23 protein-coding genes and 1 tRNA gene are annotated in these 24,722 nt (G+C 63.6%); 16 read left to right on the plus strand and 8 right to left on the minus strand.

Features of this window, described 5'->3' with window-relative positions; translation table 11 throughout:
* Positions 1–79: 79 nt before the first annotated feature.
* Complete coding sequence (locus tag NKJ58_RS26535; RefSeq protein ID WP_352854167.1) at positions 80–1,891, minus strand: methyl-accepting chemotaxis protein; 1,812 nt, start codon at positions 1,889–1,891, stop codon at positions 80–82.
* Between the two features lie 249 nt (positions 1,892–2,140).
* On the opposite strand from NKJ58_RS26535, the gene NKJ58_RS26540 reads away from it, so the two are divergent.
* The 13 genes from NKJ58_RS26540 (at position 2,141) to NKJ58_RS26600 (ending at position 14,689) form a co-directional block, all read left to right on the plus strand.
* Positions 2,141–3,109, plus strand: a complete 969-nt coding sequence (locus NKJ58_RS26540; protein WP_023689149.1) for a D-alanyl-D-alanine carboxypeptidase family protein — start codon at positions 2,141–2,143, stop codon at positions 3,107–3,109.
* 429 nt (positions 3,110–3,538) lie between these two features.
* Complete coding sequence (locus NKJ58_RS26545; protein ID WP_023703727.1) at positions 3,539–4,441, plus strand: DUF1003 domain-containing protein; 903 nt, start codon at positions 3,539–3,541, stop codon at positions 4,439–4,441.
* Between the two features lie 162 nt (positions 4,442–4,603).
* A tRNA-Arg gene (locus NKJ58_RS26550) sits at positions 4,604–4,680 on the plus strand.
* 263 nt (positions 4,681–4,943) lie between these two features.
* Entirely contained in the window at positions 4,944–5,210 is a 267-nt protein-coding gene (locus NKJ58_RS26555) for an acylphosphatase (RefSeq protein ID WP_023689148.1), read from the plus strand.
* 157 nt (positions 5,211–5,367) lie between these two features.
* Positions 5,368–6,021, plus strand: coding sequence for a Rieske 2Fe-2S domain-containing protein (locus NKJ58_RS26560; RefSeq protein WP_023689147.1), 654 nt, complete (start codon positions 5,368–5,370; stop codon positions 6,019–6,021).
* Positions 6,018–6,863, plus strand: coding sequence for an aromatic ring-hydroxylating oxygenase subunit alpha (locus tag NKJ58_RS26565; RefSeq protein ID WP_023689146.1), 846 nt, complete (start codon positions 6,018–6,020; stop codon positions 6,861–6,863). Before NKJ58_RS26560 ends, NKJ58_RS26565 begins: the two co-directional genes overlap by 4 nt.
* Entirely contained in the window at positions 6,860–7,519 is a 660-nt protein-coding gene (locus NKJ58_RS26570; protein ID WP_023699368.1) for a glutathione S-transferase family protein, read from the plus strand. The genes NKJ58_RS26565 and NKJ58_RS26570 overlap by 4 nt, the downstream gene beginning before the upstream one ends.
* 1 nt (position 7,520) lies before the next feature.
* Positions 7,521–8,900: an amidohydrolase gene (locus NKJ58_RS26575; RefSeq protein ID WP_023739726.1), complete on the plus strand. Its 1,380-nt coding sequence runs from the start codon at positions 7,521–7,523 to the stop codon at positions 8,898–8,900.
* 26 nt (positions 8,901–8,926) lie between these two features.
* The gene (locus NKJ58_RS26580; protein WP_196814159.1) at positions 8,927–10,024 is read left to right on the plus strand and encodes a BMP family ABC transporter substrate-binding protein; all 1,098 of its coding nucleotides are present in this window, start codon (positions 8,927–8,929) and stop codon (positions 10,022–10,024) included.
* Between the two features lie 3 nt (positions 10,025–10,027).
* Entirely contained in the window at positions 10,028–11,551 is a 1,524-nt protein-coding gene (locus NKJ58_RS26585; protein WP_352854170.1) for an ABC transporter ATP-binding protein, read from the plus strand.
* Positions 11,548–12,648, plus strand: coding sequence for an ABC transporter permease (locus NKJ58_RS26590; RefSeq protein ID WP_023683613.1), 1,101 nt, complete (start codon positions 11,548–11,550; stop codon positions 12,646–12,648). The genes NKJ58_RS26585 and NKJ58_RS26590 overlap by 4 nt, the downstream gene beginning before the upstream one ends.
* Positions 12,645–13,556, plus strand: coding sequence for an ABC transporter permease (locus tag NKJ58_RS26595; protein WP_023710456.1), 912 nt, complete (start codon positions 12,645–12,647; stop codon positions 13,554–13,556). Before NKJ58_RS26590 ends, NKJ58_RS26595 begins: the two co-directional genes overlap by 4 nt.
* A gap of 539 nt (positions 13,557–14,095) precedes the next feature.
* Positions 14,096–14,689: a hypothetical protein gene (locus tag NKJ58_RS26600; protein ID WP_286461242.1), complete on the plus strand. Its 594-nt coding sequence runs from the start codon at positions 14,096–14,098 to the stop codon at positions 14,687–14,689.
* Between the two features lie 358 nt (positions 14,690–15,047).
* Here the strand turns inward: NKJ58_RS26600 and NKJ58_RS26605 are convergent, their stop codons facing one another.
* A complete protein-coding gene (locus tag NKJ58_RS26605) occupies positions 15,048–15,230 on the minus strand; it encodes a hypothetical protein (RefSeq protein WP_196813864.1) in 183 nt (60 codons plus the stop codon).
* A 218-nt stretch (positions 15,231–15,448) separates the two neighbouring features.
* Positions 15,449–16,549 carry a LacI family DNA-binding transcriptional regulator gene (locus NKJ58_RS26610; RefSeq protein WP_352854172.1) on the minus strand — a complete coding sequence of 367 codons (1,101 nt, stop codon included), beginning with the start codon at positions 16,547–16,549 and terminating at the stop codon, positions 15,449–15,451.
* Positions 16,550–17,129: 580 nt separating this feature from the next.
* Here NKJ58_RS26610 and NKJ58_RS26615 point away from each other — a divergent pair.
* The 3 genes from NKJ58_RS26615 to NKJ58_RS26625 all read left to right on the plus strand — a co-directional run bounded on the left by NKJ58_RS26615 (position 17,130) and on the right by NKJ58_RS26625 (position 20,784).
* Positions 17,130–18,092: a sugar-binding protein gene (locus NKJ58_RS26615; protein WP_023672352.1), complete on the plus strand. Its 963-nt coding sequence runs from the start codon at positions 17,130–17,132 to the stop codon at positions 18,090–18,092.
* A gap of 122 nt (positions 18,093–18,214) precedes the next feature.
* Entirely contained in the window at positions 18,215–19,753 is a 1,539-nt protein-coding gene (locus NKJ58_RS26620) for a sugar ABC transporter ATP-binding protein (RefSeq protein WP_352854173.1), read from the plus strand.
* Positions 19,754–19,797: 44 nt separating this feature from the next.
* A complete protein-coding gene (locus NKJ58_RS26625) occupies positions 19,798–20,784 on the plus strand; it encodes an ABC transporter permease (protein WP_023672350.1) in 987 nt (328 codons plus the stop codon).
* Positions 20,785–20,786: 2 nt separating this feature from the next.
* On the opposite strand, the gene phnN is transcribed toward NKJ58_RS26625, so the two are convergent.
* The 5 genes from phnN to NKJ58_RS26650 all read right to left on the minus strand — a co-directional run bounded on the left by phnN (position 20,787) and on the right by NKJ58_RS26650 (position 24,718).
* On the minus strand, positions 20,787–21,416 hold the full coding sequence (phnN, locus tag NKJ58_RS26630; protein ID WP_023710452.1) for a phosphonate metabolism protein/1,5-bisphosphokinase (PRPP-forming) PhnN: 630 nt from the start codon (positions 21,414–21,416) through the stop codon (positions 20,787–20,789).
* Complete coding sequence (locus NKJ58_RS26635; RefSeq protein WP_023695970.1) at positions 21,413–22,567, minus strand: alpha-D-ribose 1-methylphosphonate 5-triphosphate diphosphatase; 1,155 nt, start codon at positions 22,565–22,567, stop codon at positions 21,413–21,415. Before NKJ58_RS26635 ends, phnN begins: the two co-directional genes overlap by 4 nt.
* A gap of 34 nt (positions 22,568–22,601) precedes the next feature.
* On the minus strand, positions 22,602–23,309 hold the full coding sequence (locus NKJ58_RS26640) for a DUF1045 domain-containing protein (protein WP_023703742.1): 708 nt from the start codon (positions 23,307–23,309) through the stop codon (positions 22,602–22,604).
* A gap of 154 nt (positions 23,310–23,463) precedes the next feature.
* Positions 23,464–24,276, minus strand: coding sequence for a 5-deoxy-glucuronate isomerase (gene iolB, locus NKJ58_RS26645; protein ID WP_023728867.1), 813 nt, complete (start codon positions 24,274–24,276; stop codon positions 23,464–23,466).
* A 193-nt stretch (positions 24,277–24,469) separates the two neighbouring features.
* Complete coding sequence (locus NKJ58_RS26650) at positions 24,470–24,718, minus strand: hypothetical protein (RefSeq protein ID WP_023739736.1); 249 nt, start codon at positions 24,716–24,718, stop codon at positions 24,470–24,472.
* Positions 24,719–24,722 lie beyond the last annotated feature (4 nt).

Here is a 24,722-nt window from a genome sequence, read left to right on the forward strand (position 1 = left end):
GGGGGGTAGCGCCCTACGAAGACTCCCACCCCGATCCGCTACGCGGATCGACCCTCCCCACATGGGGGAGGGTGGGCGCCTACTGCCGCTTATACTCGCGCACCGGCGACTTGGTGCCGTCGGTGTAGGTGACCTGCACCGCCATCGACGTCACGTTGTCGGCGACCTTGAAGTAAGGCTGGTAGTCATAAGGAATGGCGTACGGGTCCTTCTTGTCGCAAGGCGGCAGCTTGATCTCCCTGTCGAGCGCCGTGCCGTTCAGGCTGTAGCGCACCTCCTTGATGCCGCAGCGGAACGACAGCATCTGGGAGAAATAGACCAGGCCATGATTGCCGCTGGCGTCGAAGGCGATCCACGACGTCCAGAACTGGTCGAGGATCTGTTTGTTGCCCTGTTGCAGCGCTGCGTCCGGATCGAAACTTATGTTGAACGGCCCGGTCTCGCGGCCCCTGAGATCGAGATACTTGACCCCGATGGTGGTGGCCGTGGTGCTGTCGGGCAATTCGAAGCTCGGATTGGGCATCGGCTTGCCGGTGCGCTGGTCGTTCATCGCCATCAGCCCGGTGTCGGTGAACGGACCTGACACACCCATGCGCCAGGAAATGCCGGTCGCGGCCTCGGGCAGCGAGATGGAGATCGTCCAGCCGGCATTGGAGCGCATCGGCGTCAGCGTCGGGGCAAAGCGTGCTGGGTCGAGCACGTCGCCAAGCGCCGTCAGGCGGGTACGGCTGCGGTCGAGCCAGTCGGCGAGCTGCGTCTGGTCGACGAAATATTTGAGCAGCCCGCCTTCCTTTTCATAGGAGACGAACCTGGTCAGCGCCTCGGCCTCGCTGCGCTTGTCGGACAGCGACTGGACGCCGAGGCGATCCTCGGAAAACTCCTGCGCGAGCAGGTAATAGGCCGGTGCGAAATCCGGATTGGCGGCGATGAAGGCGTTGAGCTTGTCGAGACGCTGGGCATCGTCGAACTGCAGGATATGGACCAGCTTGATCGACAGCGCCTTGGCCTTGTCGGCCAGGGCGCCGAACACTTCGCGGGCGCCGGCCTTGCCGTCCTGCACGCGCAGCAGGGTGGCGAAGCGTGTGTAGGGATCGACGGCGTCGACGTCGAAACCGGCGAAAGCGAGATAGGAGCGCCGCGCATTCAGCATGTCGCCGGAAAGCTCGTAGACGCGGGCATTGTGGTAGAATTCATCCGGCCGCTTCGGCTCGGCGATCGCCCCGCCCTGCGCGGCCAATGCGGCAAAGCCCTTGGCGATGGTGTCGATCGAGGCGGCGATCTGCTCGGTGGTCGCCTGAAGCTTGTCGGCCTGCTCGGCCTGTTTCTGCTGGCCGGCAGCAAGCGTTTCGGTCGTCTGCTTGACGGCCTCTACCGACTTTTGCGTCTGCGCGCCCTGCTCAGCCTGCTGCTGCTGGGTCGACGCAATTTCCTCGGTCTTCTTCGCCACCGCGTCGGTCGATTGCTTGACCTGGTCGACCGTCAGCTTCGTCTCGGTTACCGTTTGCTCGATCCTGGCCACCCTGGCCGAGACGATGCCCAGCTGCTGCTGCAACTGGGCGATGGCCGGCACCAGGCCGGCGATCACACCGTTCTGCGAATTGGTCTGCTGCTGCAGGCCATAGACGCCGCCGGCGACGGCGGCAGCGCTGGTGGCAAAGATCAGCACCGGCAGCGCCTTGGCGGCCAGCACCAGCCGCAGAACGATGGCAATGGCGATGATGGCGGCGGCAACCGAAGCGACCAGCGCGATATAGGCGGCGAACGGCGCCAGCGGATTGAGGATGTCGGATGCGGCGCCGCCGATGAAAGCGACGCTGCCGGCCCATTTGCCGGTGCGGCTGAGCGAAGCCCTGATAAGAGATGGCGCAGCCGCGCCGATGTCACCGGTCATTGTCAAATCCCCCAAGCAATTGCCGCCTCTATAGCAGCACCGCGACCCCGCAGGCAAAACAGGACAGGAAGCAGGCGATTTCGGGAGGTTGCCGTTTCAGCGCCGATGGTTGGCGAAGCCGAAGCGACATCTGATCTCCCCCCTTGCGGGGGAGATTGGCAGCGTCATCGGCAGCTCCGCCGTTAACCAAATGGACGAACAAAATGGGTTAGGCTAGGTTCCGGCCCTCTCAGCAACGCCGGACTTGACTTGCCAAATTTCCATTTCCCCTCCCCCGCCCAGAAATTTCTCGCAGCCCTCCTGCTGCTTGTCTTCGTGGCCGGCTGCAGCACCACCGCACCGCCCGACAGCGTGCTGGCGGTGCCGGCGCCGCAGGAGAAATATGCGGCCATCGTCGTCGATGCCGGCAGTGGCAAGACGCTGTTCGAAGTCAGTTCGAGGGCGCAACGCTATCCGGCGTCGCTGACCAAGATGATGACGCTGTACCTGCTGTTCGAGGCGCTGGAGTCCGGCCGCGTCTCGAAGGAAACGCAGATTCCGGTCTCCGACAATGCCGCCCGGCAGCCGCCGACCAAATTGCGCTTCAAGCGCGGCGAGAGCATCGATGTCGATTCGGCGATCCGGGCGATCGTGGTCAAGTCGGCCAATGACGTGGCGGTGGCGGTGGGCGAATATCTCGGCGGCTCGGAGGACCAGTTCGCCGCCATGATGACGTCCAAGGCGCGCCAGATCGGCATGAGCAGCACCGTCTTCCGCAATGCCTCCGGCCTGCCCGACGATGGCCAGCACACATCGGCGCGCGACATGGCGACGCTGGGGATGGCGCTGCGCGCCCGCTTCCCGCAGCAGTTCCACTATTTCTCCGAAAGCGACTTCATGTTCCGCGGCCGGCTGGTGCGCGGCCACAACGACATGCTCGGCCGGGTGCGCGGCGTCGACGGCATCAAGACCGGCTATATCAGGGCATCCGGTTACAATATCGTCACGTCCTACAATGCCGACGGCCGGCATCTGATCGTGGTGGTGATGGGCGCCGACAGCGCTAGGCAGCGCAACGACCATGTCGAAGCGCTGATCCAGCGCAGTCTGTCGCCCGCCATGGCCGATACGAAGACGCGGCTGATGTTTGCGGGAGATCAGCCGGCCGCGTCGCCCGGCCTGCCGCCGCCTGGTTTGCCGGCGCAGGGGTCGCAGTTGCCTGGTTTACCGCCGCAATAGAACCCGTCGTTGGGTGGAGGAACTCTGAAACGCCGGCGGGACAGCACCCCCCTCTGGCCTGCCGGCCATCTCCCCCTCAAGTGGGGAGATTAGCAGCTTCGGCGTCTCGCCTCTTTTTCGTGTTTGGCGAAGCCATGGCGACATCTGATCTCCCCCCTTGAGGGGGAGATGTCCGGCAGGACAGAGGGGGGTCGTGAAGGATCGCTGCCTCATCTTAACTCTGCAGCAGGCGCGACCTCCGTCGGCAACAGCACTTCGGCGGTCTGGTTGCCGAGCAGCAGGCGAGCGAGGCCCCGGGGGGCTGCGCTGCCACAGGCAATTGCAGCAGGCATTCATCACAAGCATGCACAAGCCCCCAATCTTCACCGCCACAGTGGCTATGCCGCCTCGCCTTGGCGTATCGTGGGCGCGACAGCAGGAGCCGGCATCATGAGCCCAAAACCATCCGAACAGGCCGACAATGAAAACGACAGCGGCGGCGAGTATTTCGAGGCGCCGCCCGCCCACGACGCCGAACTGGTTGCCGACGAGGCGCTGGAAGCGCCCGATGTGCCGGACTCCGAACCCCATGGCCGCCTGAAGCCGAAGCGAAAACCGTCGGCGATATCAGGTAGAAAGTTTCGCAAGCGTGACCTGGTGCGCATCGACGACCTCAGGCCGAGCCTGGCCGACCGCATCCGCTCCGATCATCCCGACCTGCCGCGCGGCGCCCGCATCAGCCGGGAGGAGCTCGGCCGTTACCGCATGCGCTACATGGAGGAGCTGCTGCAGCAGGAGCATGGCGAATTCTCCGAGCTCGACCGCCAGGTGGTCGAATCGATCGCCAGGCAGGACACGATTTCGGAAAACTCGGAAGAGGAGTTCGAGGAGCACCGCTCGTTCGCCGACCGCGTCTCCGACAACATGGCGGCTTTCGGCGGCAGCTGGTGGTTCCTGATCTCGTTCGGCAGCGTGCTTGCGGTGTGGATCGGCATCAATTTGATCGCGGGCGTGAGCAGCGCCTTCGACCCCTACCCCTTCATCCTGCTCAACCTGCTGCTCTCCTGTATCGCCGCCATCCAGGCGCCGATCATCATGATGAGCCAGAGACGGACGGAGGCCAAGGACCGCCTGCGCTCGTTCAACGACTACCGGGTGAACCTGAAAGCCGAGCTGGAAGTGCGCCATTTGCACGAAAAGCTCGACTATCTGATCTCGCGCCAATGGACGCGGCTGGCCGAAATGCAGCAGATGCAGCTGGATGCGATGCACGAACTGACCGGCGCGAAGAAGGCGAAGCGGGCGCCGCGCAGGGTGCGCAGGCGGGTGGCGAAGGTGGAGGTGGCGGGGTGAGTCCCGGGCTGAGGCTGCAAGGCGGACGCGAAGTTGCCGAGCCGCGCGACGTGGCTTCGAAAATATCGCCACGCCAATTGCCCGTTGAAGCCCGCGCCGGCTTCCGCTAAGAAGCCGTGGCTGGCCGGCCTATCGGCTGGTTCGTTTTCAGGTTCCCTGAAGGCACCCGTAGCTCAGCTGGATAGAGCGCTGCCCTCCGAAGGCAGAGGTCACAGGTTCGAATCCTGTCGGGTGCGCCAACTTACCGATGCATTACAATAGCTCAGATAACCCTAAAGCGCGTCGCGCTGAAACGGATTCATGCGACCGCTTGAAGTCTTTGTTTAATGCATGTCGTTGTCCCACAACCTCGGCACTTCTGGGCGACATGCATGAGTGCCCGGGTCTAGGCACGGGCGATCAGTCGATATTCGGTGTTATTGGCGCGTCGATTACCACTTCCGCCCGTTCAGTCAGACGCTATGCTGCTGACCGTGACACCAAGGCGCGCGTTCCGTTCGTGATGAAGCAAAGTCAACACCGCTTGCATGAGCGGATGACCATTCGCGGCCACCTCGAACCCGCGTCCTTCCTGCCCTGGATCATGCGCCATGCGGCCAAGCTCGGTCTCGCGCACCACATCGCTCATGCAAGCACCGATCGCATCGAACTCGATATTGCCGGTGCGGCGGAACTGATCGACATGATGGAGATGGGATGTTCGCTTGGGCCCATTGAAGTCTGGGTCGAGACGATCGACCGCGCGCCTGTCGAGCAAAAAAACATATAGCTTTGCGTGTGGTTACCCTCCGTTTGCACTTAATTTAATCAATATTGCAATTGCGAAATAATTATGCATACGTCAGCCGCATCGAGCGGTTCGCCAACTCCTTGCGCCGGCATCTCTCTGGTCGGGAAACAGTAGTATCAGTACGGAAAGTAAGGTCATGCTGTCCGACAAGACGGACACCTGGGTGCCGGTCGCCCTTTCCCAGGATCTGCCAACAGGACAGGTAATGCCGGGGCGGACGCCCGCCGGTCCCATTGCCCTCTGGCGAAGCCAATCGGGGCGCTTGGCGGCATCGGCGGATCGCTGTCCGCATCGCGGCATGCGCCTCTCCCATGGCTTCGTGCGCGGCGAGGCGCTCTCCTGCATCTATCACGGCTGGACCTATTCGCAGGCCGGTCAGTGCCTGCGCATTCCTGCCCATCCCAGCCTCACGCCGCCGGAGACGATTCGCGTTGCGACCCGGTTGGTCGAAGAGGCGGGCGGGATCATCTGGGTCGCTGATGGAGAGCCTGACGGCAAGCCACCCCTTTTTGAGGGTTACGTCCCGCTCCGTTCATTGACGGCCCGCGCCGGATGTTCGGCACTCTCGGTCGCTGCCGGTACGAAGGCCACCGTTGAAGGATACGTCTGGCAGGCGCCCGGCGCGCCGGCAATCCGCCTGGTGCCTATCCCGCAGGAAGCCGGCGAGACGCTGATCCACGTCCTTGTTCCAGCCGATTGCGATGCGTCCGAGCGCATCGCCGCCTCGCGAGCCGCCGAGAGCCTTCGGCGCATGGCCGAAGGGATCGAGGCGAAAGGGGCTGTGCCATGATCGACGATGCGATGCGCGACGAATGGTATCCGGTCGGGCTTTTCAGCCGGCTCGACCGCTATGGGCGCGAGACCACCCTGATGGACGAGCCGATCAAGGTTGCGCTCGACGCCGATGGCGCGGCGAAAGTGACAGGCGAAAACGGGCGCGTGCTGCCGGTTTCGGTGCGCTATGGCCATATCTGGTCGTCGCTCGGCGAACCGAAGAAACCGGTCTTCCCAATTCCCGAGGCAGACCAGCCCGGGCGCCGCTTCGTCGATGTCGGCGTGGTGCGGGTGCGCTGCTCGCCGCTCCGCGCCGTCGAGAACTTCCTCGACATCGCACACTTCCCCTTCGTCCATACCGACATCCTCGGCTCGGAGCCGCATACCGAGGTCGAAAACTACAAGGTCGAGATCCGCGAGGAAGAGGACGAGGTCTGGGCGACCCAGGTGAAGTTCTACCAGCCGCAGGCGGCGAAATCCGCGAGCGGAGGTATCACGACGGAATACATGTACCGCGTGCCGGCTCCGACCTGCTCAGTCCTCTACAAGACCTGCCCGCCGCGCCCGGGCGAATGGGATGTCATTACGCTATTCGTCCAACCGCTTGCCGAGGATCTCTGCGACGTCTGGCCGTGGATGGCGCTTTTCGATGACGAGACGCCACAGACCGACCTCATCCATTTCCAGCAGACGATTTTCCTGCAGGACCGCTCGATCCTCGAAAACCAGATCCCGCGTCTTCTGCCGCTCGATCCCGGCATGGAAATCCCGACGCGCGCCGACCTGACCTCGGTCGCCTATCGCCGCTGGCTGAAGCGCCACAATTATACCTACGGCGCGCAATTGGTGGCACAGTGAAGCTTTACGACTACATCCTCTCCCCAAGTTGCTACAAGGTGCGCCTGATGGCGACGCTGTCAGGTGTGAAGCTCGAAATCCGCCCGGTCGACTTCCATCCCGGCGCCGAGCATCGTGGCCCCGAGCTTATGGCGCTTAATCCGGGAGGCTCCATCCCGATCCTTGAAGACGGCGACCTGATCCTGACCGAGTCTTCCGCCATGCTTGGCTATCTCGCCGCGAAGGCAGCACCGGCCTGGCTCGGCAGCGGCGCCCCCGAGGAGACGGCGCGCATCCAGCAATGGCTTTCCTTCTCGCACAGGCTGACCGCCAACCTCGGCGGCGCGCGCCTGCATGAGATGCTGCTGCGCCCCGGTGACATCGGTGCGCTTCAGGCCAATGGCATAGCGGCACTACGTGAGCTGGAAGCCGGCCTCTTCGAACAAAAAATGCGTGGCGATCGGTTTCTCGCATCCGACCGGCCGACGATTGCCGACATTGCTTGCTTTCCCTATGTCGCGCTCGCGCCCGACGGTGGCGTTTCCCTCGATCCGTATCCCACGATCCGGCTCTGGTCGCGAGCGCTCCGCAGCCTCGACAATTTCATCGAGATGCCCGGTATCCACCGGCTACACGAGTTGAAGCCCGAACCGCGACCCATGCTGGACGAGGCGTGAGGTGACCGGCTATCTCCTGAAGAATTGCGCAGCGGTCATCACCGACGAGGGCAGGGGTCCGAGCGTCCGGCGCAATGTCGATGTGCTGACGAATGGCCCGCAGATCGAGGCAATCGGCGAAGGCCTGCACAGAAGCGAGTTGCCGGCCGGTACTATCGTGCAGGATGCCGACGGCTGGTTCGTCTATCCCGGCCTCGTCAACACGCACCATCACTTCTTTCAGTGCTTTATGCGCAACCGTGCCGAACTCGACTGGACGAAGCTCTCGGTCATCGAATGGCTCGACCGGATCTATCCGATCTTCTCCCGGCTCAACGAGGATTGTTTCTACCACGCCTCTATCACGGCGATGGCAGAGTTGATAAAGCACGGTTGCACAACGGCCTTCGACCACCAGTACAATTTTCCGCGCCATGCCGGAAAACGGCTCATCGACCGGCAGTTCGAAGCGGCCGATCTTCTCGGCATGCGTTTCCATGCCGGCCGCGGCGGCAACACGCTGCCAAAATCGGAAGGCTCGACCATTCCAGACGAGATGCTGGAGACCACGGACGAATTCATTGCCGACTGCGCACGCCTCATCGACACTTATCACGACACCAGTCCCTTCAGCATGCGTCAGGTCGTGGTCGCTCCCTGCCAGCCGGTCAACTGCTACCGCGAGACCTTCGTGGAATCGGTTTCGCTGGCGCGTGATCGCGGGGTGCGGATGCACACCCATGTCGGCGAGGGCGAAAGCCCGATCATCGAGGCCCGCCATGGCATGCGTACGGTGGACTATCTCGAGGACCTCGGATTTGCCGGCCGAGACACTTTCTATGCCCATTGCTGGGAGCTGACGCATGACGAACTGCGGCTGATGGCGGCGAGCGGCACCGGTGTCTCGCATTGCCCGGAGCCGGTCTATCTGGTGGGTGCGGAGGTGACTGATATTCCCGCCATGTCCGCCTTTGGCCTGCGCGTCGGTCTCGGCTGCGACGGTGCTGCCTCGAACGACAACTCCAACCTCATGCACTGCATCCATTCCGCCTACATGCTGCAATGCCTGGCGGCCTCGACGCGCGCTCATCCCGTGCCTGCGCCGGTCGATTTCCTCGGCTATGCGACAACGGGCGGGGCCGCGCTTCTGGGCCGCAATGACATCGGCCGACTGTCGCCCGGCATGGGCGCCGACCTCTTCGCGATCGACACGCGCCGCATGGATTATGTCGGCACGCGCCACGATCCATTGAGCCTGATCGCCAAGGTCGGTATCGGCATGCCCACCGACATGACCATGATCAACGGCCGCATCGTCTGGGAGAAGGGTGCGTTTACCGGGCTGAACGAGGCCCGGCTTGCTGCGGACGCGGAAGCCGCCTTTGCCGCGGTGGAATTCTAACAACTTAAGACAGGGGAACTGACATGCTGAACTATCTGACCCGCAGAACTCTGATGAAGGGCCTTGCCGCGACAGGGCTTGCCGGCGCGCTTGGCAGCCGTCCCGCCTTTGCGGCCGACGAGCCGCTCGGTATCACGCTCGTGCTCCCGTCGCCGGTCGGCGATGTCGGCTGGGGCCATGCGCTCGCCGCCGGCCTCGAGCCGGTCAAGGCCGCATACGGCGACAAGGTGAAGATCACCGTCATCGAGAACATCGCCGAAGGGCCGGACGCCGACCGGATCATGAACAAGACCGTCGCCGACGGTAACAAGTTCCTGATCGCCGGCTCATTCGGCTACCAGAATGGTGCATTACAGATCGCCCGCCGCGATCCTGCGGTCACCGTGCTGCATGCCTCCGGCTTCCAGACCGCGCCGAATTTCTCGCCCTTCGCGGCGAAGTATTTCCAGGGCACTTACCTGCTCGGCATAGCCGCCGCAGCTCTTTCCAAGACCGGCAAGGTCGGCTCCGTCTCGGCCTTCGCCATTCCGGAGCTGATCACCTCGATCAACGCATTTACGCTCGGCGCACAGACCGTAAATCCCGATATCGAGGTATCGGTCGTCTGGGTGAACTCCTGGTTCGACCCGGCCAAGGAACAGGAAGCCGCCAAGGCGCTGATGGCACAGAACTGCGACGTGATCTTCTCGAACGCGCAGGACACACCCTCCGTGATCTCGGCCTGCGAGGAGGCTGGCGTCTACGCGTTCAACCTCAATTCGTCGATGAAGAAATATGCACCGAAGAAATATCTCGGCTGCATCGCGACAGACTGGTCGCCCTTCTTCAAGGCTTCCGTGGATGCCCATCTCGCCGGAACTTTCAAGGGCGCCAACACCTTCCTCGGCGTCGCCGAAAAGGTGGTGGAGGTCGTGGACTGGAACTCAGATATCCCAGCCGACACGATGACGAAGATCAAGGAAGTGGCGGCGAAGATCGCCGACGGCAGCTTCTCGCCCTTCACAGGTCCAATCACCAAGGCCGACGGCAGCGAAGCCGCCGCCGCCGGTGCGACGATAGCGGATCCCGAGATCGTCGCGATGGACTGGCACGTCAAGGGTGTCACCACACCACTGCCGAAGTAAGTCATGACCCCGCCCCTTCTGTCGCTCCGCGGCATCTCGAAGAGCTACGGCCAGATCCGGGCCAACCAAGCCATCGATCTGGACGTGGCGCCCCAATCGATCCATGCGATCCTCGGGGAGAATGGGGCGGGCAAATCGACGCTGATGAAGCTCATCTATGGCGTTGAACAGCCGGACGAAGGCACCGTCGTCTGGAACGGAGAGCCTCTGCGCCTTGCCTCGCCGGCTGAGGCACGGCGCAGGGGCATCGGCATGGTCTTTCAGCATTTCTCGCTGTTCGAGACGCTGACTGTCGTCGAGAACATCCAGCTCGTCGTCCCCGGCGGCAAGGCGGAGCTGGCGGCGCGCATCCGCAGCCTCGGCCAGGATTTTGGCCTTGAAGTGGATCCTCTCGCCGATGTGCACGCGCTCTCGGTCGGCGAACGGCAGCGGGTGGAGATCATCCGCTGCCTGATGACGGACCCGAAGCTGCTCATTCTCGACGAGCCGACCTCGGTCTTGCCGCCGCAGGCGGTGAAGAAGCTGTTCGACACGCTCAGGCGCCTTCGCGACCGCGGCGTGTCCATCCTGTTCATCTCGCACAAACTGGAGGAAATTCGCACGATCTGTGACCAGGCGACCGTCCTGCGTGGAGGGCGCGTTATCGGCACCGTCGACCCACGCGACTATGATGCGCACGACCTCGCCCGCATGATGATCGGCCGCGACATGCCGGAGGTGATGCCCGCGTTGGCCATGCCCGAGGGGGAGAAGCGGCTGGAAATAATCGGCATGGACTACACGCCGGACGACCCCTTTGCCACGCCGCTCTCCGGCATCAGCCTCACGGTACGATCAGGCGAGATTCTTGGCATAGCCGGAATATCGGGCAATGGCCAAGGCGAGCTTGCCGCGCTTATCTCGGGCGAAGCGATGCTGCTGAAGGAACAACGCGACCGGATTTACATGATGGGCCGCGACGTAGGCGCACTCGATGCGGCCGCGCGCAGGAGATTTGGCTTCGCCTTCGTGCCCGAAGACCGGCTGGGACGCGGCGCGGTCCCTGAAATGTCGCTCGTGCTCAACACCGTTCTTACCGCCCATCCTTTCGATCTCGTGAGGCGCGGCCTCATCAACAGCGCCGGAGCGACGGCTTTCACCAGCGAATGCATCCGTCGGTACGACGTCCGCGCCTCCGGCCCGGATGCCGAAGCGGGCTCGCTGTCCGGCGGCAACTTGCAGAAATTCATCGTCGGTCGCGAGATGATGCTGTCGCCAAAACTGCTTTTCGTGGCGCAGCCGACCTGGGGTGTAGACATTGGCGCTGCATCCGCCATCAGAAGGCGGCTCATCGCGTTGCGCAACCTGGGCGTGGCGATCCTCGTAATTTCCGAGGAACTCGAGGAACTTTTCGAACTCTGCGATTTCATCCAGGTGCTCCATCATGGAATGCTGAGTCCGCCTCTGGTCACGCGGGACACGCGCCCCGAAGACATCGGCAGATACATGATCGGAGCACATGCCTCGCCAGAGAAGGTTCCTGCATGAGCGTTTGGGCCGCGACGTTCCTCCCCGCGCTCGTCCGCCGGGAGCATGCCTCGCTCGTCGCGGCCATGCTGGCCCCGGCTGTCGCGCTTGGCATGGCGATCATCCTCAATCTGGGCCTTTACGTGCTGATAGGCCGAGATCCGGCGGCCGTCCTGTACGCGATGCTTCTCGAGCCGTTCCTCTCCTGGGCATCGTTCGCGGAGGTGCTGCTGAAGGCGGGGCCTCTTCTCCTTATTGCGCAGGGGCTGGCGATCGGTTTCCGCGCAAAAGTGTTCAACATCGGCGGGGAGGGCCAGTTTATCCTGGGCGCTATTTTCGCCTCGGCGATCCCCGTCTGGTTTCCGCAGGCGACCGGGCAGTGGATCTGGCCGCTGATGCTGCTTCTCGGTGCCATCGGCGGTGCGCTTTGGGCATCTATCACCGCCTTCTGGCGCGTCAGGCTCAATGCGAACGAGATCCTGGTCTCCCTGATGCTGAGCCTCGTTGCGACGCAAGTCCTCAACTACTTGCTGCTCGGCCCATGGAAGGACCCGGCCGGCTTCAATTTCCCACAATCCGTCATGTTTCAGAACGACGCGATGGTGCCGACCCTGATCACCGGTACCCGTGTCAACGTCTCGCTGCTCATCACACTTGCGCTCTCGCTGGTGGCCTGGGTTTTCATGCAGCGAAGCTTCATAGGGTATAAGCTCAAGGTCGGCGGCCTTGCCCCGCGCGCGGCCGGTTACGCCGGCTTCAGCGAAGGGCGTGCGATTTGGCTATCGCTTCTGATCGGTGGCTTGGCGGCGGGACTGGCAGGCGCGGCGGAGGTCGCGGGTCCGCTCGGCCAGTTGCAGCGCTCGATCTCGACCGGCTACGGATATGCGGCCATCATTGTCGCCTATCTCGGCGGGTTGCATCCAGTCGGCATCATCTTTTCCGCGCTCTTCATGGCTGTCCTCTATATCGGCGGCGACAATGCGATGGTGTCGGCAAACCTGCCGATCGCCGCCGTCCGCGTCTTCCAAGGCAGCTTGCTGCTCGCCTATCTCGGCGCTGTGGCCTTCGTGCGCTACCGCATCGAGTGGCGCCGCCCCCATCACCTGAGCCAGCCATGAACGCCGTCGAGTTCATTATTTCGGGCATGCTCGCAGCGGCAACCCCCTTTCTCCTTGCCGCACTCGGCGAGTTGGTGGTCGAGCGCGCCGGCGTTCTTAACCTCGGCGTAGAGGGCCTGATGGCCCTCGGCGCGGTGCTCGCGTTCATCGTCGTCTACCACGGCGGTGGACACCTGCTGGGGTTCGTTGCCGCCGGCCTCGGTAGCGCCGTCCTGTCCCTCGTCTTTGCAGTGCTGGCACTCGGATTCCGGGCAAACCAGGTCGCGACAGGCCTTGCGATCGGCATTCTCGGCCAGGGCCTTTCGGCGCTGTTCGGCAAAAGCTACGAGAGCTTGACGGTCAAGGGGCTCCCGAAACTTGCCTTTCCCGGCCTCTCGGAAATCCCGGTAGTCGGCAGGCTGTTTGTCCAGGACGTCGTCGTATGGCTTTCCCTTGCCGTGACGTTTGCGATCTGGGCGATGTTTGCCTATACGAGAGTCGGCCTTGTCGTGAGGGCAATCGGCGAGAATCCCAAGGCAGCCCATGCCATCGGCTATCCGGTCATCGCTATCCGTATCGCGGCCATAGCTTTTGGTGGCATGATGGCGGGTTTTGCCGGCGCCTATGCGGCGGCGGTGTACACGCCCCTTTGGGCGGACGGTATGATTGCCGGACGTGGCTGGATCGCGATCGCACTCGTTGTCTTTGGTACGTGGCTCGCTGGCCGCATCTTCCTGGGTGCCTGCCTCTTCGGCGCGGTTTCGCTGATGAGCCTCGCCGCCCAGGCGACCGGTCTGGACCTGCCATCGCAACTGCTTTCCAGCCTTCCCTATCTCGTTACGATCGTCGTGCTCGGTGTCATCTCGGCGGACCGCCGCTTGCTCAGGCTGAACGGTGTCGCCTCGCTTGGCGAACCCTTCGAACGTTAGCCGGGATGCAAAGTGGATTTGCGAAACTCGACGTAAGTTGAAGAGATCGAAACGCCAGCGGACGATCGGCATCCGATCCAAAGGGCAGAAACGCCAAACGGGGCGAAGGTATGCCCGCAAGGGTAGCGCTGACGCCGTCGACTGCGAGCAGCGGAACGATGTGGCGCACAACGCGCCCGACATCGGTGGAGATCGTCGCGGGTTTCTTGGATCGTCCCCTTTCCTCAGCACGAGCCCATTCTCGAGGGTCCATTCTCCACCGCAGGAAGCGGCTTCGCAAGACGGCCTGAGGCATGCGCCCGGTAAATTCCCGCATGCAAGCACTCGTCCTGCCTGTCTAAGGTTCCGAGTCTAACCGCAAATCCTCGATTTTTTCCGCCAATTCCAAAATATATATTCCGATCGCCGCAAGCAGCCATAACAACGATTTCCAATACTACCTATTCTCGCAGAAACTAAAAACGCTACACTCGCGTAATCATATTGGTAACGGATGCTGTTCAACCTGCGTACAGGCAACCAACACGGGGAGCGTCATTATGGATTTCTTTAAAAGTTTAACAAAGGCCTTGGCCGGTGGCGCTGTTGCCGTGGCTTTGTGCTTTCCGGCTGGCGCGGGCGGGCTCAGTGTGGGCATCGGCGGCAGCGGTGGGGTGGGCGTCTCGGTCGGCGGCAGTGGCGGCGGGCTTGGCGTCGGCGTCTCGGTCGGCGGCAGCAAGGGCGCCAATGTCGGCGCAACGGTCGGCGGCACCAGCGGCACCACCGCCAGTGTCGGCGCTACGGTTGGCGGCACCAGCGGCGTTGCGGCCGGCGTCGGCGCATCGGTGGGCACGGGCGTCGGGGTCGGGGTCGGCGCAACCGTCGGCAGCGGTGTCGGGGTCGGCGCCGGTGTCGGGGTGGGCAATGGGGTGACGGCCGGGGTCGGAGTCGGCATTGGCGCACCGACCGCGCCCACCAGCCCTCGGGATCCCAACACGCCGGCGGTGCCGACGCGACCGGCGGTGGTTGCCATCAGCGCCATGTCGGCCGGCCAGATCGCCAAGATGAAGAAACGCTGCGCCAGCGTGCTCAGCGGCAAGGGCACCTACGACCGGGACCTGAAGGAGCTCTGCCGGATATTGGCGCGGCGCTGAGTACCGCAACATCGCATCTGCCGTGGGGCGTCAGTCTCTCAGCCAGCCCCAATGCCGCAAGGTGGCGGGCATTCTTAGGGAGAGAGCTTTGCCGAGCGGTTCAGCGTTTCGCGGAAAGGCGGAACCGCTCAGGCTGTGCGCTTTCATCGGCGGCATTCCGCATGGCTTGGTCGCCGAGCCGAAGGAAGCGCGCCGCCCGGTTGCGGCCTTAATCTGACCTCTGCCGTCCGTCCGGTCACCCGTTTGGGCCGGCTCGAAGATTCGCCTCTGGCCTTTTGTATCACCCGCTCTAGCTGCTTTGTGTTAGGCTCGTCATGTTAGCCTTGTCTTGCTGATGGAGGTTTTGATGGATCGGCGATCATTCTTGACAGCATTGTTCGGCGTTGCGGGGGCCGCGGCGCTTGCTACCGCGGTTCGGCCTCTCGAGGCCGTGGCCGGGGTTCCCAATGTCGGTAACGGCATTCTCGATGAACTCGACAAGCAGGATGCCAATTCGTTTGATGACGACGAAGGCCCGGGCGATGTCGAGCAGATATCGCATCGGCGATGGCACCGTCGTCGCCACCACAGGCGGCATGTCTGGAGACGGCACTGCCGCACGTTCTGGCGGCATGGCCGGTTGCGCCGGCGCTGCTATCGCAGGCGCTCCTTTGTCGTCTTGCGGTTCTAACCGCGGCACGTTCCCGGATAGACCCTGCCCTGAGGCGCAACCACCAAACAGACCCATCCCGATTTGCATCGGGATGGGCTGGTTCAACTTTATCCAGCCACAGCTGCCACCGAATCCCGCTGCACCAGCGGGCATTCCAGCTTGGTGATGGGATAGCGGCCGCGGCCGGCAGGCGGCACTTCGAGCTGTTCGATCGCCCATTGGCCCATCGCCATGTGCGGCAGGATCGATGTCGTCAGCGGCGGGAACAGATGGCGGGCGATCTCCTCGTCGTCATAGCCGACGACGGAGATGTCCTGCGGGATGTGCAGGCCCGCCTCCTTCAGCGCTTCGTAGCAGCCGATGGCCGTGCGGTCGTTCTGGCAGAAGATGGCGGTCGGGCGCTCTTTCAGCTCCAAAAGCTCCACGGTCGCGGCATAGCCGGCGCTCGCCGACCAGTCGCCCTCGACCACCAGTTCGGGATCGAACGGGATGTCGGCGGTGGCGAGCGCCCTGCGGTAGCCTTTCAGCCGGTCCTGCGCGGCCTGCATCCACGGCTCGCCGGTGATGGTGGCGATGCGGCGGTGGCCGTGGCCGATCAGATGCCGGGTCGAGTTCTGGCCGCCGGCGATCTCGGACGGCACCACGGCCGGGAAGGCATAATCGGCCGTGTAGCAGTTGAGCAGGATGACCGGGATGTCGAGGCCGTAGAGGAAGTCCGGCGCCGTGATCTCGCGGGTGAAGATGGTCATGTAGATCAGCGCCGAGATGCCGCGCCTGGTGAGCGCCGCAATGGCGCGCGGCTCCATGACGGCGTCGCCCATGGTCTGCGCCACGAGCAACACATTGCCGGCGTTCCACGACGCCTGGCGCGCGCCCTCGATGGCGACAACGGCTTCCGGGCTTGTCGCCAGCTGGTCGACAGCGAAACCGATGACACCGTCAAGTCCATCGAAGGCGGGAACAGGTTTGCGCAGCGCCGAGAAGGCGGGTGCTGCGTAGCCGAGCGAGCGCGCGGCGTCGATCACCCGCTCGCGCGTCTGCTGCGACAGCCGGATGCCGGGCGAATCGTTGAGCACGAAAGAGACGGTCGCCTGCGAGCAACCGGCTGCCCTGGCAATGTCGGTCATGGTGACGCGGCCGCCCTTGGCAGCTCTCGCCGGCGCCTTGCGCCGCTTCGCCGTGTCGTCCGGATCCCTCGTCTCGCTCATGGCATTGCGTCCCAATCCCCAGCCTGTCTAGTCGCAAGCCTGCCACACCGACAAGATGGTGTCGCGCCGTCGACCAATGGAAATAGTCGAAGGCGATTATCTTTATTAGCAGTTTTGAAGTTCCCCGCCATGCCGCTGCGGGCTGCGTGAAATTCAAGGACTGCAAGGCATCTGCTTGCGCGAAGCCGTGCTGCACCTGTTCGGGCAAACTAGACCTAGGGCCACCGCCGAGTGTCCGCGCGAGACCTCTGCTAATAGTGTTTACTAATACAAAACGACGCTGTAACGTCAATCCGCCGTGTCCGGTCAGGTGGGACCCGTGCGGCGAGAAGTGCACGTGAATGGCCCGATGGCGAGCGGGGTTTGCCTCCGCAAGCTTGGTCTCGGACATGTGATATGTCAGACAAATCAGACTATTTACGAGCACGGGATGAGTCTCTAAAGTCCGTGATCGCGACCGACGACGCCATTCTTCAGCGCCGGGAACCCCTGAGGAGGAGGGCGTCCAAATCGCGAGCGGCAAGTCAGTGAATGCAAGATCGGTTCAGTCCGACGACTGAGCCAAAACGGGAGGTTGAACATGAAATCCTTGATACGACATGCATCCGTGGCCACCGCAGCCCTGCTGCTTGGCCTGACCGCGACAGCCATTGCGCGCGCCGACGACAAGCCGACGCTTGCCTTCGTCGTCAACGGCGCTTCCGATTTCTGGAAGGCCGCCGAAGCCGGCGTCAAGAAGGCGCAGGCCGAATTGCCCGACTACAATCTCGAACTCAAATATCCCGAGCAGTCCTCGGTCGCCATCCAGCAGCGGCTGATGGACGATCTGGTGACCGCCGGCGTCAAGGGCATCATGGTCTCGGCCGTCGACCCCAAGACCTCGACCGACGGCCTGAACAAGATCGCGTCGGAAACGGCGCTGTTCACCACCGACTCCGATGCCCCGCAGACCAAGCGCGTCGCCTATATCGGCTCGTCCAATGTCGACGCCGGCAAGCAGGCGGCCGAGATCGCCAAGAAGGCGATGCCGGACGGCGGCAAGTGCCTCGGCTTCGTCGGCCTGCTCGGCGCCGACAATGCCAAGGAACGCATCCAGGGCATGAAGGACGGCCTCGCCGGCAGCAAGATCGAACTGGTGGACGTGCGCGGCGACGACATCGACCAGGCGCGCGCCAAGAAGAATGTCGAGGACGCGCTGGTCGCCAGCCCCGACATCACCTGCATGGTCGGCTTCTATTCCTACAACACGCCGCGCATCTATGAAGCGCTGCGCGACGCCGGCAAGCTCGGCTCGATCACCGTCGTCGGCTTCGATGACGATCCGATCACGCTGGGCGGCGTCAAGGAAGGCACCGTGGCGGCGACCGTCGTGCAGCAGCCCTTCGAGTGGGCCTATCAGGGCATGAAGCTGATGGCCGCCTATCTCAAGGGCGACAAATCAGGCATTCCGGAAGGCGGCCTGATCATCATCCCGACCAAGATCATCGGTAAGGACGATGTCGACACCTATGCCGCCAATCTGAAGGCGATGTCCGGAAACTGAGACCACGAGCAGTTGCGCCGGCTCAGGGTTCGCCTTGAGCCGGCGATCGTGTTGACGGGCCGGCCAAGGCCCGTCAGTCTGTAGCCCACCGGCTGCTGGCAAGCCTGATCAAATATGGCGTGATGAATTATTCCGACCCATCCATCGTCGCAACCACCCCGTTCCTCGGCCTCGAGAACGTGCGCAAGACTTATCCGGGCGTGGTGGCGCTGGATGGTTTTTCCATGGAGGTCAGGCCGGGCGAGGTGATCGGCCTGGTCGGCGAAAACGGCGCCGGCAAATCGACCTTGATGAAGATCCTCGGCGGCGTCACCAGGCCGGACAGCGGCGCCATCACCGTCGACGGCGTTGCGCATGACGGGCTCACCGTCGAAGGCAGCCTGGGGTCGGGCATCGCCTTCGTGCACCAGGAACTCAATCTGTTCGAAAACCTCGATGTTGCCGCCAATATCTTCTTCGGCCGCGAGCCGTTGCGCGGCGGGCCGCTGAGATTGGTCGACCGCGCCAAGCTGCGCGAAATGGTGGCGCCGCTGCTGAAGCGTGTCGGCGCCAACTTTTCCGCCGATACGCCGGTTGCCTCGCTGTCGCTTGCCCAGCAGCAGATGGTCGAGATCGCCAAGGCGCTGTCGATCAAGGCACGGCTGGTGATCCTCGACGAGCCGACATCGAGCCTGCCGCTTGCCGAAACCGACAAGCTGCTCGACGTCATCAAGGCGCTGAAGACCGATGGCATCAGCGTCATCTTCATTTCGCACCGGCTGCATGAGGTCGAGCGCGTCGCCGACCGCGTCGTGGTGCTGCGCGACGGCATGCTGGCCGGCACCTTGCCGAAGAGCGCCATCAACCACGACCAGATGGTCAAGTTGATGATCGGCCGCATGCTGAAGGAGCGCGAGAAGGCCTCCGAGGCGGCTCGGGCGCCGGGCGCCACGGCTCTCTCAGCCAAAGCCATCCGCACCCCCGCCTACCCTGCCCGGCCGGTCGACCTCGACATCAGGCGCGGTGAAATCCTCGGCCTCGCCGGCCTTGTCGGCTCCGGCCGCACCGAACTGGCGCGGGTGTTCTTCGGCATAGACAGCACGCTTGGCGGTGGGCTCGAACTCGACGGCAAGCCGCTTGTGCTGGGTTCGGCGGCCGATGCGGTCGCGCATGGCATTTTCCTGGTTCCGGAAGACCGCAAGCTGACCGGCATTTTGCTTGACCTGTCGATCGCGCAGAACATCTCGCTGCCCAACCTGCCGGCGCATGCGAAGCGTAGACTGGTGTCGGCAAGCTCCGAGGCCGCCACCGCAGAGAAGCAGAAGACGAATCTCGGCATCAAAGCGCCGTCGGTGCAGACGCGAACCGGCACGCTGTCGGGCGGCAACCAGCAGAAGGTGGTGCTGGGCAAATGGCTGGCGATGAACCCGAAGGTGATGATCCTCGATGAGCCGACGCGCGGCATCGATATCGGCGCCAAGGCCGAGATTTACGGGCTGATGCGAGCCTTGGCCGATGCCGGCGTCGCCGTGCTGATGATCTCCAGCGACATGGAAGAGGTGATCGGCGTGTCCGACCGCATCGCCGTCATGCATGAGGGCCAGATCTCGGGCATTCTCGACAAGGAACAATTCAGCCAGGAAAACGTGCTGTTGCTGGCGGTCGGCAAGCCGGCAAACTAGCGGGCTTCAGGCGATTGCCGGTCCGGCGCATTGGGGAGAAGACGATGAGCAAAAAAGATCTCGGCCTGCTGATCCTGATCCTGGTGGTCGGCGCCGTGGTGACCGCCATCAACCCGCGCTTCCTTTTGCCGATCAACCTCGCCAACACCTCGAACCTGATCGGCCTGTTCGGGATCCTCGCCATCGGCCAGGCCTTCGTCATCATCACCGGCGGCATCGAATTGTCGGTGGGGTCGCTGGTGGCGCTGCTCGGCACGCTGTTCATCGATTTCATCGCTGTGCGCGACATGCCATGGCCGCTGGCGCTGCCGCTGATCCTGGTGCTGGGCGGCATCATCGGGCTGGCGCATGGCTGGCTGATCACAAGGCTGAAATTGCAGCCCTTCGTGGTGACGCTGTGCGGCCTTTTGATCTATCGCGGGGTCGCCCGTTTCTATACCGCCGACGGCACCGCCGGCTTCGCCTTCGGCCAGAATTTTCCCGAGCTCGAATTCCTCACCGCGGGCCGCAGCTATGGCGTGCCCAACAGTTTCATCGCACTGATCGTCATTTCGATCGTCATGTGGGTGGTGCTGCACCGCTCGGTGTTCGGACGCTACCTCTATGCCATCGGCAAGAACGAAGAGGCGGCGAAATATTCGGGCATCCGCACCGGCCGCGTCGTGATGGCCGCCTATGTCATCTGCGGCGTTCTGACGGCGCTGTCGGCGATCTATTTCGCCATGTACACGCGCTCGATCTCGCCGGCCAGCCACGGCCAGTTCTACGAACTCTACGCCATTGCCGCCGCCGTGCTCGGCGGCTTCTCGCTGCGCGGCGGCGAAGGCTCGCTGGTTGGCGTCATCCTGGGCACCGTGCTGCTGCAGGAGTTGCAGAACCTGGTCAATCTGCTCGGCATCCCGTCCTCGCTCAACTTCGCGGTGATGGGCGGCGTGATCCTGATCGGCGTGCTGGTCGACCAGCAATGGGGCGTGTTCCGCGCAAGGCGGCTGATGCTCGATGCCAGCCGCAAGACTGTCGCGGCCGAGTAGCGCTACATCACGCCGGATATATCCGAGAAGGCCATCGCCTTGCGCAGCACCTCGGCGAAGCGTTCTCCGGCGGCTTCGCGCCGGCCGCCATTGTCGATCGAGGTGACGCCGGAGCCGGACAAAGCGACATTGGCGCTGCGGGCGAGCCGAGCCAGCACTTCGCCGCGCGATTCGCGGCCGCGCTGGGCGAGACGCTCGGCGAGGATTTCCGGCGAGGCGGTGATCTCGACGACAGCCAGATTGGCATAGCGCTCCCGCAGCACCGGGATGACTGCGCGCGAGACATTGGCGACCGCGACATGGCCATTGGCGATGGACCAGTCGACATCGGCCGGAATGCCGTAGCGCAGGCCGTGCGCCTCCCAGGAAATGGCGAAGGCGCCGTCGGCCTCGGCTTCGACAAAGGCCGCGTCGGCCAGCGTGTCGTGATCCTCGCTTGCCGCATCGCTCGGCCTGGTGATGACCCGGCGGACGAACTCCAGCCTCGTCTCGTCGGCAAACAAGGTGCGGGCATAACCGATTACCGTATCCTTGCCGGCGCCACTCGGGCCGACGACGGCGACGAAGACGCCGTTGCGGACCGGAAAGGCCTCGCTGGTCAGTTCGCGCTCGATCGACGCCGAGACCATCAGGCGACCCGCCGCCCTTGGCGCCAGACGGTGCGCACGACCGGCACATGGTCGTCGACGCGCACCCGCACGAGGTCGGCGCGGCGGCCCTGTTCGATGACGCCGCGGTCGTTGAGGCCGATGGCCTCGGCCGGGTTCTTCGACACCATCGCGACCGCCTGCGGCAAGGAGATGCCCTCGACGACGTCGCCGAGGAAGAAGGCCGACTGGATCAGGCTGAAAGGGATATAGTCGGACGACAATATGTCGAGCAGGCCGTCGCCGGCCAGCGTGCGGGCCGAGACATTGCCCGAATGCGAGGAGCCGCGCATGACGTTGGGCGCGCCCATCAGCACGCCGAGCCCGGCATCCTTCGAGGCCTTGGCGGCTTCCAGCGTGGTCGGGAATTCCGCGACGCGCACGCCCTGCTCGATCGCTTCGTCGACATGGCCCGATGTGGCGTCGTCATGGCTTGCCAGCACAATGCCCCGCTCGTTGCAGGCGGCTGATATCGCCACCCGGTTCGGTCCCGAATTCTTCGCTGATTCCGACATCCGCTTTTCGCAGAACAATTGGAAGTCGCGATCGGTCAATTTCAGCTTGCGCTGATAGTAATGGGCGTAGGTCTCGAGATTGACGAACTGACGCTGTCCCGGCGCATGGTCCATCAGCGAGGCCAGCTTGACCCGCCCGTCGCCATCGAAATTGGCGAAAGCCCGCAAGCAATCCGGCGCCGAGACCTCGCAGCGCAGGTGCAGGAAATGGTCGGCCCGCAACCGGTCTTTCGCGACGCTGTCCTCGATCGCGCCGGCGAGCTTGCGGATGTCGTCGGAGGTAATATCCGCGTCCTCGTCCATGCCGACACGCAAAGCGTCGAGCACGGTGGTGATGCCGGCGGTGGCCACCTGCGCGTCATGGGCAAGGACGGCGGCGATCGGGTTCCAGCGCACTTTCGGGCGCGGCGCATAGTGGCCTTCGAGATGGTCAGTGTGCAGCTCGACCAGGCCGGGAATGATGTAGTCGCCGCCCATGTCCTCGCCGTCCATGCTCCCGCCGGTGTGGCCGGTGCCGGCGTCGACGCCGGAGATAAAACCGTCGCGCAGCACGAGCGACCCTTCGACGATCTCGTCGGCAAGCACGATGCGGGCGTTGTGGAGAACAGTTTCGGCGGTCATTCAGGCAGTCCTTGCTTACTCGGACGAATTGCGGTCAGGCGGTTTTTCGGGCAGCGCGGCGGCCGAGCGCATGATGCGAAAGCACCATGAACGGAGCGCCCGGTTCGGTTTCGACGAACAGCGTCAGCGCATCCACCAGCACCGGCTGCTGCAGCACATCGGCGAACAGGCTGTCAATTGCCGCGCGCAGACGTTGGCTTTCCTGCGGCCCGGCCCGGCCGGACAGTGTCATGTGGAAGCGAAAGGTCTCAAACACATAGGGATAGCCCCACTGGCAGAGATTGCGGAACTCGGCCGGCTTCAGCGAATCCGGGCTGCGCCGCTCGATCTCGGCCTCGGTGAGCGGCGCGCGAAAACGGTCGAAGCTAAGCACGACATCATCGGCGAAACGGTTGAGCGGCGGCAGCGGGCCTTCCGGCAGCAAAGCGAAGAAACCATCGATCTGGCTGACGACCAGGCGCGGGATGGTGACCGTCGGCGTTGCTTCGGCAAAGGCGTCCAGCGCCGCGCGCAACGAGCTTTCGGTTTCGTTGGCGGCCAACCGGAAGGGCGCTTTCAGCGTCGCATGAAAACCGTAGCGCCGCGCCGATGCGGTGTGAAAGGCGACTTCGGCCGCCGACAGCTCGCCCACCGCCTCGACCGGCCTGGTGGCGGCGCCAAAGGGGTCGCGGCCCAGCCAGTTGGCGGCGATCCGCGCCAACGGCTCGTCCTGCCTTGGGGTGAAATAGATGGCGTAGCGCATCGAAAAAAATCCTCGTCAGCCCGCTGCCATAGGTGATTTCCATGACGGATTGACGAAGCTTATGCGGGTTTTCGAAGGCAAATCGACCCCATGGATCGTTAGCCGACGATTTTTTGCTGCTGGACCAACCGCTTCCGGCGCAAGCGAAGGCCGATCAGGCCTTCGTCAGCCACTCGTGCTCGGGCGCGTTGTGGAACTTCCACGTCCGCTTCGGCCCGGCCATGACGTTGAGGTAATAGAGGTCGTAGCCGTGGCAGGCGGCGCAGGGGTGATAGCCCTTGGGCACCAGCACAACATCGCCGTCCTCGATCGCCATGGCTTCGTCCAGCTCGCGGGCGCCGGTCTTGTCGGCGTCGGTGTAGACGCGCTGGAAGGCAAAACCCTGCGGCGGGTTGAGGCGGTGGTAGTAGGTTTCCTCGAGATAGGATTCGGCAGGCAGATTGTCCTGGTCGTGCTTGTGCGGCGGGTAGCTCGATGTGTGGCTGCCGGGCGTGATGACCTCGACCACCAGCAGCGAGTCGGCCGGCTTACCCTCGGGCAATATGTTGGTGACGTAGCGCGTGTTGGTGCCTTTGCCACGCACTTCCTGACCGAGGTCGTCCGGGACGATGACGCGCACCGGGAGGCCGCCGCCAAGGCCCGGCGCCGAGCAGACCGCGAGCTCGAGATCGGTGTCGGCGGTGACCGACCAATCCGACCCCTCAGGAATATAGACCGACCACGGCTTGCCCTCGAAGGGCGACATGCGCTCGCCGAGCAGGCCGAGTTCCTGGCCGCCGGCCCTTGCCGTGCCCTTGCCGGTGACGAACACCAGGCAGACTTCGCGATCCCGCGTCTTGCCGGATGCGGTCGCGCCCGGCTTCAGCCGGTGCAGGTCGAAGCCGACATAGGTCCATCCGGCGCTTTTGGGCGTGACATGGGCGACGCGGCCATGGCCCTTGTCGGCTTTGACGAGCAGTTTCGACATGTTTTGTCTCTCCTATCGCATGTCTTCGAGGTCGGCCTCTCAACTTCGTCATCCTAGGGCGAAGCAGGAGCGAAGCTCCGTCGCGAAGACCCTAGGATGACGAAGCGAGGGACGTTCCGACCAATCACCGACGTAGGCGATAAGCCAGGTGTCGAGTGTCCGACCCGCAAGCTCCTTCCGAGCCGCGGCCGCTTCATTCCTTCGGTTCGGCGTCCGCCTTCGCTTCGCCGGTCTTCGGTCGATCAGGCGCAGCCTTGCTCTCCTCCACCGGCTTGTAAAGATAGAAGAACTGCCACACCGCGTAGCCAGCAAAGCCGAGCGCGATAACACCCCAGAACGGCGTGCCGGAGGCGAATTCTATTCCCGCCCAGATCACGCAGACGGCGACGACGGCAACGCGCCGCCACAGCGGCCGGAAGAACGGGTGCTCGTAATCCTTCATTGGA

The sequence above is a fragment of the Mesorhizobium sp. M0139 genome (assembly GCF_040322455.1).
Classification (GTDB): Bacteria; Pseudomonadota; Alphaproteobacteria; order Rhizobiales; family Rhizobiaceae; genus Mesorhizobium.

Bases quoted from the DNA above. Each gene is read 5' to 3' on its own strand.
- NKJ58_RS26535 (WP_352854167.1), bottom strand. From the start codon at position 1,891: ATGACCGGTGACATCGGCGCGGCTGCGCCATCTCTTATCAGGGCTTCG.
- NKJ58_RS26545 (WP_023703727.1), top strand. From the start codon at position 3,539: ATGAGCCCAAAACCATCCGAACAGGCCGACAATGAAAACGACAGCGGC.
- NKJ58_RS26555 (WP_023689148.1), top strand. From the start codon at position 4,944: ATGAAGCAAAGTCAACACCGCTTGCATGAGCGGATGACCATTCGCGGC.
- NKJ58_RS26560 (WP_023689147.1), top strand. From the start codon at position 5,368: ATGCTGTCCGACAAGACGGACACCTGGGTGCCGGTCGCCCTTTCCCAG.
- NKJ58_RS26565 (WP_023689146.1), top strand. From the start codon at position 6,018: ATGATCGACGATGCGATGCGCGACGAATGGTATCCGGTCGGGCTTTTC.
- NKJ58_RS26585 (WP_352854170.1), top strand. From the start codon at position 10,028: ATGACCCCGCCCCTTCTGTCGCTCCGCGGCATCTCGAAGAGCTACGGC.
- NKJ58_RS26590 (WP_023683613.1), top strand. From the start codon at position 11,548: ATGAGCGTTTGGGCCGCGACGTTCCTCCCCGCGCTCGTCCGCCGGGAG.
- NKJ58_RS26595 (WP_023710456.1), top strand. From the start codon at position 12,645: ATGAACGCCGTCGAGTTCATTATTTCGGGCATGCTCGCAGCGGCAACC.
- NKJ58_RS26600 (WP_286461242.1), top strand. From the start codon at position 14,096: ATGGATTTCTTTAAAAGTTTAACAAAGGCCTTGGCCGGTGGCGCTGTT.
- NKJ58_RS26605 (WP_196813864.1), bottom strand. From the start codon at position 15,230: ATGCGATATCTGCTCGACATCGCCCGGGCCTTCGTCGTCATCAAACGA.
- NKJ58_RS26610 (WP_352854172.1), bottom strand. From the start codon at position 16,549: ATGAGCGAGACGAGGGATCCGGACGACACGGCGAAGCGGCGCAAGGCG.
- NKJ58_RS26615 (WP_023672352.1), top strand. From the start codon at position 17,130: ATGAAATCCTTGATACGACATGCATCCGTGGCCACCGCAGCCCTGCTG.
- NKJ58_RS26620 (WP_352854173.1), top strand. From the start codon at position 18,215: ATGAATTATTCCGACCCATCCATCGTCGCAACCACCCCGTTCCTCGGC.
- NKJ58_RS26625 (WP_023672350.1), top strand. From the start codon at position 19,798: ATGAGCAAAAAAGATCTCGGCCTGCTGATCCTGATCCTGGTGGTCGGC.
- NKJ58_RS26635 (WP_023695970.1), bottom strand. From the start codon at position 22,567: ATGACCGCCGAAACTGTTCTCCACAACGCCCGCATCGTGCTTGCCGAC.
- NKJ58_RS26640 (WP_023703742.1), bottom strand. From the start codon at position 23,309: ATGCGCTACGCCATCTATTTCACCCCAAGGCAGGACGAGCCGTTGGCG.
- iolB (WP_023728867.1), bottom strand. From the start codon at position 24,276: ATGTCGAAACTGCTCGTCAAAGCCGACAAGGGCCATGGCCGCGTCGCC.
- NKJ58_RS26650 (WP_023739736.1), bottom strand. From the start codon at position 24,718: ATGAAGGATTACGAGCACCCGTTCTTCCGGCCGCTGTGGCGGCGCGTT.